The sequence below is a fragment of the Rhodococcus sp. GB-02 genome (assembly GCF_053470465.1).
Genome location: NZ_JBPUKE010000001.1, coordinates 2,532,102 through 2,548,886, shown reverse-complemented (window position 1 = coordinate 2,548,886; position 16,785 = coordinate 2,532,102). Strand labels below are relative to the sequence as shown.

14 protein-coding genes are annotated in these 16,785 nt (G+C 62.9%); 1 reads left to right on the top strand and 13 read right to left on the bottom strand.

All coding sequences use genetic code 11. The features are described 5' to 3' along the window. Nucleotides 1-116: 116 nt before the first annotated feature. The 5 genes from ACSW29_RS12045 to ACSW29_RS12025 all read right to left on the bottom strand — a co-directional run bounded on the left by ACSW29_RS12045 (nt 117) and on the right by ACSW29_RS12025 (nt 4,967). Nucleotides 117-1,379, bottom strand: a complete 1,263-nt coding sequence (locus ACSW29_RS12045; protein WP_317825452.1) for a fatty acid desaturase family protein — start codon at nt 1,377-1,379, stop codon at nt 117-119. A 24-nt stretch (nt 1,380-1,403) separates the two neighbouring features. Beyond that, nucleotides 1,404-2,522, bottom strand: coding sequence for a ferredoxin reductase (locus tag ACSW29_RS12040; RefSeq protein WP_230812599.1), 1,119 nt, complete (start codon nt 2,520-2,522; stop codon nt 1,404-1,406). 92 nt (nt 2,523-2,614) lie between these two features. Beyond that, nucleotides 2,615-3,115, bottom strand: coding sequence for a DUF6912 family protein (locus tag ACSW29_RS12035; protein WP_020969223.1), 501 nt, complete (start codon nt 3,113-3,115; stop codon nt 2,615-2,617). A 23-nt stretch (nt 3,116-3,138) separates the two neighbouring features. Next, entirely contained in the window at nt 3,139-4,548 is a 1,410-nt protein-coding gene (locus ACSW29_RS12030) for a WS/DGAT/MGAT family O-acyltransferase (RefSeq protein WP_230812598.1), read from the bottom strand. Then, nucleotides 4,542-4,967, bottom strand: coding sequence for an HAD-IA family hydrolase (locus tag ACSW29_RS12025; RefSeq protein WP_317825450.1), 426 nt, complete (start codon nt 4,965-4,967; stop codon nt 4,542-4,544). Before ACSW29_RS12025 ends, ACSW29_RS12030 begins: the two co-directional genes overlap by 7 nt. Nucleotides 4,968-5,098: 131 nt before the next feature. On the opposite strand from ACSW29_RS12025, the gene ACSW29_RS12020 reads away from it, so the two are divergent. After that, a complete protein-coding gene (locus ACSW29_RS12020) occupies nt 5,099-5,620 on the top strand; it encodes an Rv3235 family protein (RefSeq protein ID WP_317825449.1) in 522 nt (173 codons plus the stop codon). Nucleotides 5,621-5,670: 50 nt separating this feature from the next. Here the strand turns inward: ACSW29_RS12020 and secA are convergent, their stop codons facing one another. From secA to ahcY, 8 genes are all read right to left on the bottom strand, one after another. Continuing rightward, entirely contained in the window at nt 5,671-8,514 is a 2,844-nt protein-coding gene (secA, locus tag ACSW29_RS12015; protein ID WP_448277308.1) for a preprotein translocase subunit SecA, read from the bottom strand. Between the two features lie 131 nt (nt 8,515-8,645). Beyond that, on the bottom strand, nt 8,646-9,326 hold the full coding sequence (gene hpf / locus ACSW29_RS12010) for a ribosome hibernation-promoting factor, HPF/YfiA family (RefSeq protein WP_003940893.1): 681 nt from the start codon (nt 9,324-9,326) through the stop codon (nt 8,646-8,648). A gap of 175 nt (nt 9,327-9,501) precedes the next feature. After that, a complete protein-coding gene (locus ACSW29_RS12005) occupies nt 9,502-10,200 on the bottom strand; it encodes a ComF family protein (RefSeq protein WP_347872085.1) in 699 nt (232 codons plus the stop codon). 30 nt (nt 10,201-10,230) lie between these two features. Then, a complete protein-coding gene (gene lpqB / locus ACSW29_RS12000; protein WP_347872084.1) occupies nt 10,231-12,009 on the bottom strand; it encodes an MtrAB system accessory lipoprotein LpqB in 1,779 nt (592 codons plus the stop codon). After that, the gene (gene mtrB / locus ACSW29_RS11995) at nt 12,006-13,745 is read right to left on the bottom strand and encodes an MtrAB system histidine kinase MtrB (protein ID WP_269590691.1); all 1,740 of its coding nucleotides are present in this window, start codon (nt 13,743-13,745) and stop codon (nt 12,006-12,008) included. The genes lpqB and mtrB overlap by 4 nt, the downstream gene beginning before the upstream one ends. Next, entirely contained in the window at nt 13,742-14,419 is a 678-nt protein-coding gene (gene mtrA / locus ACSW29_RS11990) for an MtrAB system response regulator MtrA (protein ID WP_003941013.1), read from the bottom strand. Before mtrA ends, mtrB begins: the two co-directional genes overlap by 4 nt. Before the next feature lie 116 nt (nt 14,420-14,535). Then, a complete protein-coding gene (locus ACSW29_RS11985; protein ID WP_448277307.1) occupies nt 14,536-15,177 on the bottom strand; it encodes a dTMP kinase in 642 nt (213 codons plus the stop codon). Nucleotides 15,178-15,257: 80 nt separating this feature from the next. Further along, nucleotides 15,258-16,736: an adenosylhomocysteinase gene (gene ahcY, locus ACSW29_RS11980; protein WP_021332564.1), complete on the bottom strand. Its 1,479-nt coding sequence runs from the start codon at nt 16,734-16,736 to the stop codon at nt 15,258-15,260. Between the last annotated feature and the right edge of the window lie 49 nt (nt 16,737-16,785).

Here is a 16,785-nt window from a genome sequence, read left to right as displayed (position 1 = left end):
TAGGCGCAAAGTAGTAAGTGCAGAACGATCATGATTTCGAATCGTTCAGATCAACTGCACCTACTGTAGCGTAACTTACGGCACCGTAGGTTAGGTTTTTCCCGATGTAACCTATATCACTTCCGGCGCTTCGGCATGCGGGAACGAGCCTGCGACTTGAGTGCAGTCAACAATCCCAGACGCTTACCGGTGACCGGATCGGTACGCAGGTCCTCGACCATCGCCATGGCTGCGTCCCGGAACCCGGAATCACGGAACCGTAGTTCCGAGGACGTTTCCGGAGCATTGTCCGAGGTCGCAGTCAGCCACTTGTCCGGCAACGCCAGCTTGTGGATTGTGCGTAGTGCCAAAAGATACTGCTTGAAGAGCGAACCGGTGGTGTACGGAAGATCGAACTTCTCGCACAGCGCACGCATCTTCACGGCAATTTCGGGGTAGCGGTTGCTCGGCAGATCAGGGAACACGTGGTGCTCGATCTGGTAGCTCAGGTTGCCACTCATCAGACCCATGAGCTTGCCCGAATTGAAGTTCGCACTTCCGAGCATCTGGCGTAGGTACCACTCGTGACGAGTCTCCTGCTCGAATTCGGCAACTGTGAACTTCTCTGCGCCGTCCGGGAAGTGGCCACAGAAGATGACGACGTACGCCCACAGATTGCGCACGAGATTCGCGGTGGCATTGGCCGTCATGGTCGACTTCCACGCCGGCCCCGTCAGCGCCGGGAACAAGATGAAGTCCTTGCCGACCTGACGAAAGATCTTGCGCGCGAAGTCTTTGTTCGCCTGCGAGTTCAGTTGCCCCTTTTCCGCGCCCTCCAACTCCGATGCCGCCGTCAGGTCGTGCAGCGCGATACCCCACTCGAATGTGGCCGCCAAGATCACGTTGGCGATCGGCTGGAAGAGGTTGATCGGCTTCCACGGCTCGTCACGCGTCATACGCAGAATCCCGAAGCCGAGATCCTCGTCCATCCCTACGACGTTGGTGTAAGTGTGGTGTTGGTAGTTGTGTGCGCGCTTCCAGTGCTCGGAAGGACCGGTCTGATCCCACTCCCACGAGACCGAGTGAATCTCGGGATCGTTCATCCAGTCCCATTGCCCGTGCATCACGTTATGCCCGAGTTCCATGTTCTCGATGATCTTCGACAGGCTCAGCAGGGTTGTACCGACCAGCCACGCCGGTCGATACCGGCTGCCGAACAGCGCGATACGCCCGCCGAGCTCCAACGCGCGTTGCACGCGAATAACGCGACGAATGTAGCGGGCGTCCCGGACTCCGCGAGAGTCTTCGATGTCGAGTCGAATCTGATCGAGTTCACGTCCGAGAGCTTCGACATCGGCCTCGGTGAGGTGCGAAAACTCTTTGATATCGGTGATGGCCACCGTGGTCCTCCGTGTGCCTAGAAGCTATGCGTCCAGCGTACAGTCGCCCGCGGCGGCGGAGATGCACGTCTGGATGCGCTCGCCCTCCGCGTGCTGTTTCCCCGAGCGTAGATCGATCGCGTGGCCGGCAACGAGAGGTACGACACACGTTTGGCAGATGCCCATGCGGCAACCGAACGGCATCAAGGCACCGGACTGCTCGCCGGCCTCCAGAAGCGTCGTCGCGCCGTCGACAGTGATCGTCTTACCCGACTTCTCGAAGGTGACCGTGCCGCCGTCCGCGGAAGCGTCGATGCGCGATACCGCGAATCGCTCCATGTGGAGTCGATCCTCGATACCTTCCGCCTTCCAGACGTCTTCGAGTTCGTCGAGCAACGGAAGCGGTCCGCACGCCCAGGTGTGGCGCTCGCGCCAATCGGGGCAGACCGTGTCGAGAGAGCTGAGTTTGAACTTTCCGTCACGCCGTGTGAGTTGGACGTGGCTGACGAAGTCCTCGTGCTCGACGTGCAGCGCCGTGAGTTCGTCGGCGAACATGACGTCGGATTCCGTCGGAGCCGAGTGGATGTGCATGACGTCGGGCAATTGACCGCGCCGGTTCATCGTCCGCAACATGCCCATGACCGGGGTGATGCCACTGCCCGCAGTGATGAACAGGATCTTCTCCGGCGGCGGATCCGGCAAGGCGAAGTTGCCGGACGGTGTGGCCAGTCGAACGATGGTTCCCGAAGGAACCGCGCCACTGACGAGGTGACTCGAGAGGAAGCCCTCGGGCATCGCCTTGACCGCGATGGAGATGCGCTTGTTCTCCCAGTTGGGCGGAGAAGTCAGGGAGTACGAGCGCCAATGCCACCGACCGTCGATGTGGAGGCCGATACCGATGTACTGCCCCGGCTGGTAGTTGAAGTCGAATCCCCAACCCGGCTTGATGACGATGGTCGCCGAATCCGTGGTCTCGGGCCGAACTTCGACGATCTGACCACGCAGCTCGCGGGCCGACCACAACGGATTTGCTAGGTGCAGATAATCGTCGGGAAGCAATGGTGTGGTCAGTCGAGCCGCCGCACCGCGAAGCAGATTGAGCTTCGACCGCGCTGCCGGAACCACCGACGCTGCCGGTGCCTCGATCCAGTCCTTCAGACCCATCAGACCTCCACCTCTCACCTTCCGAACCCACTGCCTACGGTACCGTAGGTTATCAGGTTACGGTACCGTAGGTTACTTCACGGTAAGCACATTCACAGCAGGTCGAGCAAGAACGGCAACTCCTGCGCGGCGTACCACGCCAACTCGTGGTCCTCCGCGTCGCCGAGCGTGAACTCGGCATCGGCGTCGCCGAGATCCGCCGCGTCGACTATGCCAGCAGCGCGCTCGATGTCCGATTCTGCCTGTTCGAGGTCGACATGCACAGATGCAACCTGCGCCATCGTGACGGGACCCGCCAATCGAACCACCGAATCGTCGAGATCGGGCCGCAGTTTCACGTCGGCGTCGTCGACGTCGGCAGCGACGACGGCGCGCCGGAAGGTGACGTCACCCTCGGTTCCGGCGATCAACCGCAGCGACGCACGCGCAGCCTCACCCATGGCGACCTCGGCCAACTCGTCGTCGTCCCCCGCCGCATATGACTCCCGCAGAGTCGGGGTGACCGCAAAAGCCGTCCGGCTCATCGGGTCGAACTCCTGATCTGCGACCAACTTCTGCAAAATCTCGACCGTCGCCGGCACGTACACCCTCATGAGACCACCTTCATGCTCGTTCGTCACCGACTCGCATCCGTCAATTCCTCGAGTGACTCGAAGATCAGCGAACGAACGACGTCGACGTCCGACATCGCGTCACGGTCGGCATTCAAACCGTAGTAGACATTTCCGTCGTACGACGTCAGGGCGATGCTGAGTGTCTGATTCTTGAGCAGTGGCGACACCGGATACATCTCCAGCATCCGAGCCCCGCCGAGGTAGAGCGGAAACTGCGGCCCCGGCGCGTTGGTGATCATCAGATTGAACATTCGCTGCGAGAGACTACTGGCCGCGCGCGAACTCATCGCATGCAGCGTCGCCGGCGCAAACCCGGACATCCGCACCATCGTCTGTGCGGTCACCCGCCGACCCTGGCGTGCAAACGCCTCCGTCGCATGCGCCACGTGCGAGAGCCGAACCACCGCGTTGGGTTCACCGACAGGCAGGTCGATCAGGAACGAGGAAACATGTCCCGGCGCCTGCGGATCGTCGACGTCGGGACTCTCGGGGCCGTCCGTGTAGACCGACATGGGAACCATCGCTCGCACGATGGTCGCCTCGGTCACCGGTTCGCCGCGCGAGAGGAGCCAGTTGCGCATCGCACCAGCGATGACGGTCAGAATCACGTCGTTGATCTCGCACCCGTACCTCGCCCGAATGCGTCGATAGTCTTCGAGAGACGTCTTGGCCACCGCAAGGCGTCGATTGCGCGAGATGGTGGCGTTGAGCGGGCTCGACGGGGCCACCTGCGTCGCCGTTCGGACCACTTCGGCAAGTTTTCCGAGTGCACTCACCGCCTCGGTGAGAGACGTGGTCACGTCGTTGAACGTTGCGCGGGCCTGCGCGATCCCCTCCCCCGGGCTCGTCACGAGATCTGCCAGAGCACTGACCAACAAGCTGGTGTCGCTCGGCGGCCTGGCCGGCATCCACAGTTCCTCGGGGCCGGGCGCTCGATTCTTCTCCGGATCGAAGATCACCTGGCTGATCTCGGGAGCCGCTTCGCCGTCCACCAACGACGAATGAGACTTCGTGAAGATGGCAAATCTGTTTCTGGTCAGCCCCTCGACCAGGTACATCTCCCACAAAGGCCTCGTGCTGTCGAGCGGCCTCGACGTCAGCCGGGCGATCAGGTCCATCAGCTGTTCATCGGAACCGGGCTTGGGCAGAGCCGATCGGCGTACGTGGTACGTGATGTCGAAATCCGAGTCGTCCACCCACACCGGACGGGCCAGGCCGAACGCCACCTCACGAACCCTCTGGCGGTACCGCGGAACCGATCCGAGCCGATCTTCGACCAGACGAAGCAATTCCTCGTGATCGATCCCGTTTCGCAGTTGCCGGAAAATCCCCAACGAGCCGACATGCATCGGCGTCGTCCCGGCTTCGAGGAAGTAGAAAGCCGCGTCCTGAGTGGTCAGTCTGTTCACCATGGCTTCGTGTCCCCTCCTGCGCCCAGATCGAACAGAATCGACAACTCCTCGATCGTTGATTCCGAGCCGACGTGGTGGACGCCGACCATCCCGACGGCCACCGCCGCGCGCACGTTGACCTCGAGGTCGTCCACGAAAACGAAGTCCCCCGGGTCGACGCCCAACCGACTCGCCGCCAACCGATAGATCTCGGCATCCGGCTTTGCCATCGCTACGTCACCGGACAGGATCACATCGTCGACCAAGACCCCGTCGCCGAGATCCCGCAACCACTGAGCACTGGCGCCGCCGGGATCGTTACTGACAATTCCCGTCACGATTCCGCGCGCCCTCACAGCGCGCACCAGCGCGCTCAAGCCCTCGAGATCCGATCCCGGACCGAACAGCACGCCACCGACATCCAACAGAAGTCCCCGCACGCCATCACCCTAAGTCGCGATGGTGATCACGGCGACATCTCGAGCATTTCGTGTCATGCTTCTCACCATCGCTCGGGGGAGCGAAAGTCCGAATCGGCCAACTCGGACGCACGATCATCCGGGGGGATGTCATGGAGCAGGACTGCAAAATTCTTCTCGAGCCGGCACCACAATTCGAGCCTCACGCGCACACCGTCGTGCTGTCGCGGCCGCAGTGTCGACCAGACCGAGCGCAGTGCCGAACCGACCGGATGCTGCGTCGCCCGCGCAAGACGCCACACAACGGAACGTCGGCGCATGCCACTCCTGATCCGAGTTCTCCCGATCCGAATGCGGCGGGTGCCGACATCTTCTGGAACCGATCACTTCGACTTGTTCTCGAAACCGTCGACCGACGACGAAATCCACGACAGCTGAAAGGCGTGCTGACGCCGGCCGTCCTGGAAGTTGTTGCGCGACTGTACACTTCAGACTCTGCGGCCCGAAAAATGGGCGGCGCGGCCGTTCACCGCACCCACGTTCAAGCGGTTTCAGAGAGTGCCGCCGAAGTCTGTGCGACGTACACACGAGGCACGCAGACATTTGCCGTCGCAGGTCGGATCGACCACGCAGACGGAACAGGCTGGACGGTCACCGCCCTACACATGGTGTGACCGTCCAGCCTGTCGAGCACTATCTCTGAAACCTCAGTCTGTACTGAACCTCAGCGCTTGCGCTTGGACTTCGGAGCCCGGTTGCTCTTCGACTGCGTCCGCGCTGCTTCACGACGTTCGCGACGTGAGGCGGCACCGTCACCGGAGTCGGCGGCCGAGTCGCGGGTTGCCTTTGCCTTGCCGTCCTCGTCAGGGCCGGTGTACGTCAACCGTGACGGACCTTCGTCGTCAAGCCCCTTGGCGCGCAACGCCGTCGGGGCAGCAGCCCCGGTTGTCCTGGCCGCGGCTTCCTGCGTCGGGAGCGGCTTGGGCGCCGTGGCGGACGCCGCAGCAGCCGAGCCCGCCGTGACGGAAATTCCGCTCGCGGGCTGTGCCGGAGCCGCCTCGACCTGCAGGTTGAAGAGGAATCCGACAGACTCTTCCTTCAGACCGTCGAGCATGCCGATGAACATGTCGTAGCCTTCGCGCTGGTACTCGACCAGTGGGTCACGCTGGGCCATCGCACGCAGGCCGATTCCCTCCTTGAGGTAATCCATCTCGTAGAGATGCTCACGCCACTTGCGGTCCAGGACCGAGAGGAAGACACGACGCTCGAGTTCACGCATACCGTTTTCGCCGGCGATCGAGTCGATCTCGGCTTCGCGCTTCTTGTACGCCGCGTGGGCGTCTTCGAGCAACGCGGTGCGCAGGTCGTCACGGCTCAGGTCGCTGTTGATACCTGCACCGTCCTCCCCCGCCAACGCCTTGTGATCGATACCGACCGGGTACAGCGTCTTGAGCGCCGTCCACAACTGCTCGAGATCCCAGTCCTCGACGTAGCCCTCCGCGGTCGCGCCGTCCACGTAGGCGGTGACCACGTCGGTGATCATCTGCTCAACCTGGCCCTCCATGTCCTCACCCTCGAGGATCTGGCGGCGCTCCTTGTAAATGACCGTTCGCTGCTGGTTCATGACCTCGTCGTACTTGAGGACATTCTTGCGAATTTCGAAGTTCTGCTGCTCGACCTGCGTCTGAGCGCTCTTGATGGCCTTCGAGACCATCTTGGCTTCGATCGGAACGTCGTCAGGCAGGTTGAGGCGCGTCATGATCGACTCGAGTGCCGAACCGTTGAAGCGGCGCATCAGCTCGTCACCGAGCGAAAGGTAGAACCGCGATTCGCCGGGATCACCCTGACGTCCGGAACGACCACGTAGCTGGTTGTCGATACGACGCGATTCGTGACGCTCGGTGCCCAGGACGTACAGGCCACCTGCATCGCGGACCTTCTCCGCGTCTTCCTTCACTTCAGCCTTGACCTCGTCGAGGACGGCGTCCCAGGCTGCCTCGTACTCGTCCGGCGTCGTCACCGGGTCGAGGCCCTTCTTGCGCAGCGCGATGTCCGCGATGATGTCCGGGTTACCACCGAGCACGACGTCGGTACCGCGGCCGGCCATGTTGGTCGCGACGGTGACCGCACCGGAGCGACCGGCCTCGGCGATGATGGTCGCTTCCTTCTCGTGAAACTTCGCGTTGAGGACGTTGTGGGCAACGCCACGCTTGGTGAACTGCTTGGACAGGTACTCCGAGCGCTCGACGCTGGTGGTACCGATCAGAACGGGCTGGCCGTTCTCGTGACGCTCGACGACATCGTCGACCACGGCATCGAACTTGGCTTCCTCGGTCTTGTAGATGAGGTCGCCGTTGTCGACTCGGACCATCGGACGGTTGGTCGGGATCGGGATCACGCCGAGGGTGTAGGTCTGGTGAAGCTCGGCAGCTTCCGTCTCGGCGGTACCCGTCATTCCCGACAACTTGTCGTACAGACGGAAGTAGTTCTGCAGGGTGATGGTGGCGAGGGTCTGATTCTCGGCCTTGATCTCCACCTTCTCCTTGGCCTCGATCGCCTGGTGCATGCCCTCGTTGTAGCGGCGTCCGACCAGCACGCGACCGGTGAACTCGTCGACGATGATGACCTCGCCGTCGCGGACGATGTAGTCCTTGTCCTTGGTGTAGAGCTCTTTGGCCTTGATCGCGTTGTTGAGGTAACTCACCAGCGGCGAATTCGCGGCTTCGTACAGGTTGTCGATACCGAGCTGGTCCTCGACCAGTTCGACGCCCGCCTCGTGCACACCGATGGTGCGCTTGCGGATGTCGACCTCGTAGTGAACGTCCTTCTTCAGCAGCGGCGCGATGCGGGCGAACTCGCTGTACCACTTGCTCGAGCCGTCAGCCGGGCCCGAGATGATGAGCGGGGTTCGGGCTTCGTCGATGAGGATCGAGTCGACCTCGTCCACGATGGCAAACGCGTGGCCACGCTGGACCAGGTCGTCCAACGAATGCGTCATGTTGTCACGCAGGTAATCGAAGCCGAACTCGTTGTTGGTGCCGTAGGTGATGTCCGCTGCGTAAGCGACGCGGCGCTCGGCCGGCGTCATGCCCGAGAGGATCACGCTGGTCTCGAGGCCGAGGGCGCGGTGAACGCGGCCCATCCACTCGGAGTCGCGCTTGGCGAGGTAGTCGTTGGTCGTGACGACGTGAACGCCGTCGCCGGCGATCGCGTTGAGGTAAGCCGGAAGAACCGACGTCAGGGTCTTGCCCTCACCGGTCTTCATCTCGGCGACGTTGCCGAAGTGCAGGGCCGCGCCACCCATGATCTGCACGTGGAAGTGCTTCTGATTGATCACGCGCCATGATGTCTCACGGGCCACGGAGAAAGCCTCGGGCAGCAACTCGTCGAGAGTTTCCCCGGCGGCGTAGCGCTCACGGAACTCGGCGGTCTTGGCTTTGAGTTGCTCGTCTGTCAGGCCTTCGACATCGGGCGACAGAGATTCGACATGCTCGGCGATGTGCTTGAGCCGCTTGACCATGCGACCTTCACCAACACGGAGCAGCTTCGATAGCGACAGCGACGGCACAGTCTTCTTCGTCCTCAATCTTCGGCGACAGGGGGTCACACACTGAAAATCCGGCCGGGGTCCGAAAACTCCGGCCGGATTCCATGGTAGGCGCTACCGGCGGCGAGCGAGCAAACCCACCACCGATTGGGTCATGTCAGGCGGATCAATCCATAGTCGAAAGCGTGACGACGGTAGACGACGGACGGCTTGTCCGACTCCTTGTCATGGAAGAGAAAGAAGTCGTGTCCGACCAGTTCCATCTCGTAGAGAGCGTCGTCGATGGTCATCGGCTCGGCCGGGTGATCCTTCGTGCGGACCACGCGTCCGGGGCCGTCGTACTCGTCCGGCTCTTGACCGTTCAGCGAAATGTCCGGTGTGACTCCGAGTGAGTCTGCGTCGACGAGAGAGGCGGTTGCCTCCGCGACGGATACCGGTCGCTTGTCACCGTAATGGACCTTCTTGCGGTCCTTGGTTCGACGGAGGCGACTCTCGAGCTTGTCGATCACCGATTCGAAGGCGGCGTAGAAGCTGTCTGCGGACGCTTCGGCTCGGGCCACCGGGCCTTTACCTCGAGCGGTGATCTCGACGCGCTGGCAACTCTTGGCCTGTCGTCGGTTGCGTTCATGTTGGAGTTCCACGTCGAAGTGGAATATGGAGGGGTCGAAGTGTTCGAGTCGCGCCAGCTTTTCCGAAACGTAGATTCGGAAGTGATCGGGGATCTCGACATTTCGTCCCTTGACTACGACGTCGGATCTCGGAGCTGCGGCATTCTCGGAACGCTCGATGGTGGCGTCCTCGATGAAAAACGAGGCTTGCGAAGGGGTCGTCACTCGTACCTCCCAATTACGGCCCCGCCCCACGGTGGGCGGCGGCAAATTCTGCAAGTACCGAGAGGGGATCCGCCCGGCACCAGTATCGAAGTACCACCTCCTACCAGTATTTTCGGGTGTGCCGCCGACGCTAGTACGTAACGCGCGCGAGTGCCACTGTTCCAACGAAATTCATCTAAGCCCCTGCAAGGACAAGCACGAGAGTTGTCCGAATCCCACGGAGCGAGAGAGCCCGAACCGACTCTGCCGCAGTCGCTCCCGTGGTCAGGACGTCGTCGAGCACGACGATGTCGCAGTCCTGCGCCATGGAAGAGATCGCTGTGGTGTCGAGAGACACACGACCGTTCACATTGGTCACCCGGTCGGCCGCGGACAGCCCGACCGAGTCACGTACGCCCCGCGTCATCCGGAGAATCGGACACACTCGTATCGGACGAGCCACAGCGGAACCGGTTTCGCGCTTTTCGCGCACACTCTCGGCTATCCGGCGAACCGGATCACCCCCTCGAGATCGCGCCGCCCGGGCGCGCGTGGGAGCCGGAACCAGGACGATCGGTGCACGATTCCCGCCACCGAGCTCGCCCCACCGTTCCAGCATGGCCAATGCACCGGCCACAGCGATCCCCAGAGGCACCGTGAGGTCCCGGCGACCGCGTTCCTTCATCTCGATCACACTGCGACGCCTGGGGCCGTCGTAGCGGCCGAGCGCCCACACCGGCACGCCCGGATCGACGCGCGGACTCAGTTGAACCGGATGGTCGCGCAGCAGTTCCGCGCACTCACGACACCACAGAGTCCCCGTGCGGGCGCACCCACCACACTCGCGTGGCAACAACAGATCGAGCAGGCCGGCACCGAATTTCTTGTCCCCCATGGCCGAATCATGAACGAGAGCACCGACAAGTCAGCCAGGTAGAACCGGAATCGCTTTCTGTCCGGTCAGCACAGTCACTTCACGCCAACGACGATCACCGGCAGGATCGTTGTTGTTCAGTTGGAACACCGCACGCGCGTCGGCGACGTACTCGGTGGTCGGCGACGCATCCACGGAGGTGACGGGGGCGGTCAGGTTTCCACTCGGCAGCGCGTCCATTCGGGAACCGTCGATCGCGACCTGGACGACCGGTATTTCGGCTCCGCTACGCGCGATCACGATGGTGTCACTGTTGCTCCAGTCGAGTGAGAGTGCGGTACTGCCCAAGCCCGAGGCCACCGCGCGCGGACTCGTCAGGGCGTAGACCCCGCTGGCTGTGCGCACGACCACCGCCAGGTAGACCTTGCCGTCGATGATCATCGCGGCTCGCACGCCGTCGCGAGAGAGACGCAGTTCCGAGATCGTGGAACCGACCGACGTCAGGGCCCCGACGTCGACATTGGTGACCGACACTCGACCCGTTCCGGGTTCACGGACGACCCGAACGACGGTATTGCCGTTCACCGCCGCCCAGACCGCGTTGTTGTCCAGCTCCCACGAAGGTCGGGTGATGGCGCTGCCTTCGAGTACCGGAACGGCACCTTCGCCGTACGTGCCGAGCGAGAGTGCAAACCGTGTACCTGGATCGGGACGAGCGGTGTCCGAGACGGCGGCAACCAGCTTGCCGTCGCGGGAGAGAGCTGCCCCCGTGAGGTTGCCCGCATTGCCCGCGAAGCCGGGAACCGGAACCGCCTCCTGCTCTGTGACGCTCACCAGTGAGCCGTTGCGCAAGGCGTGCAGGCCGACGGTCGCACTCGTTGTGGCCAGCGGATTGGTGGACGCAACGTCAGCGGTGGTCCAGCCGTCAGCATGAGCGGCGTCCAGCGGCTCGCCGTCGATCTGCAGAACGTACGGTCCCGCGACGTCTGCATTGGCGAGCGTCCAAATGACCTGCGCTGCAAACAAACCGCGAGTCGCGGCATCCATCGGGTTGTCCAGGCGGAAGTTGATGCGCACACCACCGAGACCGACACCGACCTGTCCCGGCCGGCCGTCGGCTTTCGTGATCGGACCGATGACCGACACACCATTGCCGAGTTCGTTTCGTACAGCCGGCGCGAGCGCTGCCTTCGGTCCGTCGATCATCAGACCGATCAACTGAGCCGCCACCTGATCCTGCCCACCGGAGATCCAGCGGAGATCGGGGACAACCGTCTGACTCGTCGGGTCGAGGAAGAACAACGATTTCCGCTGATAGGCGCCGAGGAACTGAGGGCGCTCCATGATCACACCGGGAGGCAGGTCACTGATCCGCCATTCGCCGTCGGTCAACGTCAGCGTCATCTTCGCTTCGAAGCTGCCCTCTTCGGGGACGTACAGGCCGCCCGGGTCGAGGCGACCGACCTTGTTCACACGAATCGTGTACACCGCTTCGGAACTGGTTCGCGAGGCCGACAGGGTGTCGATCTTGTCGACGATGACTGCACTGGCAGCATCGTCCCAACGCGCCGACGCGTCCTTGGTGAGGTACTGACGTGCTGCGGCGTGCCGGTTGGACGGGTCGGTACTCGCCTTGACGAAGTCGCGTACCAGTAGGTCCGGCTCTCGACCCGAGGCCGGTGATTCGACCGACGTTCCGGGCACGGCTGTTGCCAGAGTTCCGATTGCCTGCGGCGACGAGGACTCCGGCAAACTGGCGCACGCACCGGTCAGCAACAGCACGCTGAGCGTGGTTGCAAGAAGTCCCAGACGACGGCGGGTTCCGATCATGATCGATCCCCACCGTTGGACTCGTTCCGTGAGTCAGGTTCGCGCGGGGTCGGCAGTGATGACGTGACCTCGCCGACGGTATCGGCGACGATGTCGGCTTCGCTCGGCGTGCGCACGAATTTGGTGGTCGTGGGCTTGAGTGGCAGCGGACTCGACACGACTTTCTTGCCGCGGGTACGCGAGAGCGTCAGCCGGAAGCAGGCGCCAACTCCCGGTTCGCCCCAGGCTTCGAGCTTGCCGTCGTGCAGATTCGCATCCTCGACGCTGATCGCGAGGCCGAGTCCCGTGCCACCACTGCGGCGTACGCGGGACGGGTCCGAGCGCCAGAACCGGTTGAAGACCAACTTCTCCTCACCTGGCCGCAACCCCACGCCGCTGTCGCGGACGATGAAGGCGAGTGCATTCTCGTCGGCGCGAAGGCGAAGCAGAATCGGCTTCCCCTCACCGTGGTCGATGGCGTTGGCCAGGAGATTTCGCAGGATGCGTTCGACGCGGCGCGGGTCAACATCTGCCATGACCGGCTCGTCGGGCATGTCGACGATCAGTTCGGTGCCGGATTCGCGGGCGAGATGGCGAACCGTGGAGACCGCCGCTCGCGCACACATCCGCACGTCGAGTTGTTCGGACGCCAGCTCCGCGACACCGGCATCGTGTCGGGAGATCTCGAGGAGGTCCGCCAGGAGCCCTTCGAACCTGTCCAGTTCGGCGACAAGCAGTTCCGAAGACCGGCGCAACATCGGGTCGAGGTTCTCGCTGCCGTCGTAAATCAGGTCAGCGGCCATTCGGACCGTGGTCAGCGGTGTGCGGAGTTCATGGCTGACATCGGACGTGAAGCGTTTCTGGAGACTGCCGAACTCCTCGAGTTGTGTGATCTGTTTGGACAGACTCTCGGCCATCTCGTTGAAGGACATGGCCAGACGCGCCATGTCGTCCTCGCCGCGGACCGGCATTCGCTCCTTGAGTCGGCCGTCTGCGAAACGCACCGCGATTCGTGAGGCCGATCGAATGGGAAGCACGACCTGCCTGGCGACCAACAGCGAAATCGCCGCGAGGAGCACAAGCAGGACTGCTCCACCGATCAGCAGGGTGCTTCGAACAAGCGACAGACTCCGGTCTTCGCTGGCGAGCGGGAAGATCAGGTACAGCTCGAGACCCGAGATCGACGACGCGGTAGGGCTGCCGATGATCAGCGCGGGACCGGAATATCCGTTCGGATTGGACACCGTCGCGAATTGGTAGCTGATCTGGCCTCGCTTGACGAACTCACGAAGGTTGTCCGGGATCTGCTCGACCGGCCCCGAACTGGTGGGCTGGCGCGGCCCGTCGCCCGGCACGATCAGCACCGGGTCGAAGGTGCCGGCCGACCCGGAGGCTTGGCCCGAGGTCTGGTTTCGACGACTCGTCAGTCCGGACGCAGCACTTTCCAATTGGACGTTGAGTGCCGTCGAATCGTCGACGCCCGCGAGTTGGTCTTCGACGATGCCGCGGGCACGGTCCATTTCCTCGGTCGCTGCGGTGATTTTCGTTTCCAGCAGCCGATCGGTGATCTGGCTGGTGAGCACGACACCGAGAATGACGATGACGATCAGAGACAACGTCAAAGTCGAGACGACCACTCGCAACTGGAGCGAGCGTCGCCACGTGTGCGCGAGGGTGTTGCTCATCGAGTGACACCACCGCAGAAATGGCGTCAGCCGTCGGTTGAGACGACGACGCCACCTGGAAACTCCGCTCACGGCGGTCCGGCCTTGTAGCCGACCCCCCTGACCGTCAGAACCACTTCGGGATTCTCGGGATCAGTTTCGACCTTGGCGCGCAAACGCTGAACGTGCACGTTCACCAGACGGGTGTCGGCGGCGTGGCGGTATCCCCACACCTGCTCGAGAAGGACTTCACGGGTGAACACCTGGCGCGGCTTGCGCGCCAATGCGACCAGCAGGTCGAATTCGAGTGGTGTGAGCGAGATCTGCTCGCTGCCGCGGCTGACCTTGTGAGCCGGAACGTCGATCACGATGTCGGCGATGCTCAGCAGCTCCGCCGGCTCCTCTTCGGTGCGGCGCAGACGAGCGCGCACCCGCGCCACCAACTCCTTCGGCTTGAACGGCTTCATGATGTAGTCGTCCGCACCGGATTCGAGGCCGAGCACGACGTCGACGGTGTCGGTCTTGGCCGTCAACATCACGATGGGCACACCGGAATCCGCACGCAGAACCCGGCATACGTCGATCCCGTTCATTCCGGGAAGCATGAGATCGAGCAGGACGAGATCGGGGCGAGTCTCACGCACTGCCGCGAGCGCCAGGGTTCCGTCGCCTACCACGTAGGGATCGAAACCCTCACCACGCAGCACGATCGTGAGCATCTCGGCGAGTGCCGTGTCGTCGTCGACAACCAGAATCCTTGGTTTCATATCCCTATCGTTGCATCTCGGAGCGATGAATCAGACCGTTACGAGGCCGTGCGGCGTGCCGCGTCTTTCCCTCTACTGTGCCGGAAAGTTCGAATCCCGGCTGCAAGGGTGACCGATCACGCGAAATCCGCGAGCCTGCGCGCCAGGTCGGCCGGGTCCGTCTCCGGCCCCAAGATCCACCAGGGTGAGACCCAGTCCGTCGCTGCCAACTGGGTGTACAGCTGACCGGTTCGGGCCTGCAGGCCGCCGTCACGCTCGTACGCGTCGAGCTGACGCGACGCGTCCTCGGCCTCACGGGAGCGGGCGCGCTGCTCGGCGAGGGCTACCGGAACGTCGAGGTACAACTGCAGATCGGGAGAGGGCAGAGCGAGTCGGCCCAACTCCAATTCACGGACCCAGGCGACCATCTCGCCGTCCACGCCCTGATACACTCGCGCCGCGTTGTAGGCAGCGTTGGACGCCACGTAGCGATCGAGCAGAACAATGTCGTTGGTGGACAACAGTTCCGAGATCTGACCCGCAGCACCGGCGCGGTCCAAGGCGAACAGAACTGCCATCGCGTTCACGGACTCGGCCAAGTCTCCGTGTGAGCCTTTTAGCGCCTCGGCCGCCAGATCCGCGTGGATCGACTTTCCGTACCGCGGAAAATCCAGAGTCGCGATCGACGTGCCGCCGCGGCGGAGTTCGCCCTCCACTTTGCCGATCAACGTACGCTTTCCAGCTCCGTCGAGGCCTTCCAATGCCACCAGTGTTCCCACGGCGGACAAGCCTATCCCCCGGCCTGCTTGCACAGACCGGGGGACGGCGGACACTACATCCTCAGCGATGAATCACCGGGTCAGTAGCGGTAGTGCTCCGGCTTGTACGGGCCTTCGACGTCGACGCCGATGTACTCTGCCTGATCCTTGGTGAGCTTGGTCAGCGTGCCACCGAGTGCCTCGACGTGGATCTTGGCGACCTTCTCGTCGAGGTGCTTGGGGAGGCGGTAGACCTCGTTGTCGTACTCGTCCGGCTTTGTCCACAGTTCGATCTGCGCGATGACCTGGTTGGAGAAGCTGTTGCTCATCACGAATGACGGGTGGCCCGTCGCGTTGCCGAGATTGAGCAGGCGGCCTTCGGACAGCACGATGATCGAGTGGCCGTCGGCAAACGTGAACTCGTCGACCTGCGGCTTGATGTTGATCCGCGTGACGTCGCCGGACTTCTCGAGGCCGGCCATGTCGATCTCGTTGTCGAAGTGACCGATGTTGCCCAGGATGGCCTGGTGCTTCATGGCCTTCATGTGCTCGAACGTGATGATGTCCTTGTTACCGGTGGACGTGATCACGATGTCGGCCCAGCCGATGGCCTGCTCGACCGTCTTGACCTCGAAGCCGTCCATGAGCGCCTGAAGGGCGTTGATGGGGTCGACCTCGGTGACCGCGACGCGAGCGCCCTGGCCGCGAAGTGCCTCGGCACAACCCTTGCCGACGTCTCCGTAACCGCAGACCAGCGCAGCCTTGCCACCGATCAGAACGTCGGTGCCGCGGTTGATGCCGTCGAGCAGCGAGTGGCGCGTGCCGTACTTGTTGTCGAACTTGCTCTTGGTGACCGAGTCGTTGACGTTGATCGCGGGGAACGTGAGTTCACCGGCAGCGGCAACCTGGTACAGACGCAGAACGCCCGTGGTGGTCTCCTCGGTGACGCCCTGGACGGACTCGGCGATCGCGGTCCACTTGCCCTTGTCAGCGGCGAGCGACTGACGCAGAAGCGCGAGGAAGACCTTGTACTCGTCTGAATCCTGGTCGTCGTCCGTCGGCGGCACGACGCCGGCCTTCTCGAACTGTGCGCCCTTGAGCACGAGCATGGTGGCGTCGCCACCGTCGTCGAGAATCATGTTGGCAGGCTCACCCGGCCAGGTCAGCATCTGCTCGGCTGCCCACCAGTACTCCTCGAGGGTTTCGCCCTTCCAGGCGAAAACCGGAACGCCCTTGGGCTCTTCCGGAGTGCCGTGCGGACCGACGACGATAGCGGCGGCAGCGTGGTCCTGCGTGGAGAAGATGTTGCACGAAGCCCAGCGCACCTCGGCACCGAGCGCGGTCAGCGTCTCGATCAGAACTGCGGTCTGAATGGTCATGTGCAGCGAGCCGGAAACGCGAGCGCCCTTGAGCGGCAACACCTCTGCGTATTCGCGACGAAGCGCCATGAGGCCGGGCATCTCGTGCTCTGCCAGACGGATTTCCTTGCGACCGAACTCCGCGAGCGAAAGATCTGCAACTTTGAAGTCGATGCCGTTACGGCTCTCGGCCACGGGCGTTGTTGAAACTGAGGTCGTCATCTGCCTCTCCTGGTTGACGTGCATACTCTGCACAAGCCTATCGGTGCAC

Bases quoted from the DNA above. Each gene is read 5' to 3' on its own strand.
- ACSW29_RS12035 (WP_020969223.1), bottom strand. From the start codon at position 3,115: ATGAGGGTGTACGTGCCGGCGACGGTCGAGATTTTGCAGAAGTTGGTC.
- ACSW29_RS12030 (WP_230812598.1), bottom strand. From the start codon at position 4,548: ATGGTGAACAGACTGACCACTCAGGACGCGGCTTTCTACTTCCTCGAA.
- mtrA (WP_003941013.1), bottom strand. From the start codon at position 14,419: ATGAAACCAAGGATTCTGGTTGTCGACGACGACACGGCACTCGCCGAG.
- lpqB (WP_347872084.1), bottom strand. From the start codon at position 12,009: ATGATCGGAACCCGCCGTCGTCTGGGACTTCTTGCAACCACGCTCAGC.
- ahcY (WP_021332564.1), bottom strand. From the start codon at position 16,736: ATGACGACCTCAGTTTCAACAACGCCCGTGGCCGAGAGCCGTAACGGC.
- ACSW29_RS12040 (WP_230812599.1), bottom strand. From the start codon at position 2,522: ATGGGTCTGAAGGACTGGATCGAGGCACCGGCAGCGTCGGTGGTTCCG.
- ACSW29_RS12020 (WP_317825449.1), top strand. From the start codon at position 5,099: ATGGAGCAGGACTGCAAAATTCTTCTCGAGCCGGCACCACAATTCGAG.
- ACSW29_RS12005 (WP_347872085.1), bottom strand. From the start codon at position 10,200: ATGGGGGACAAGAAATTCGGTGCCGGCCTGCTCGATCTGTTGTTGCCA.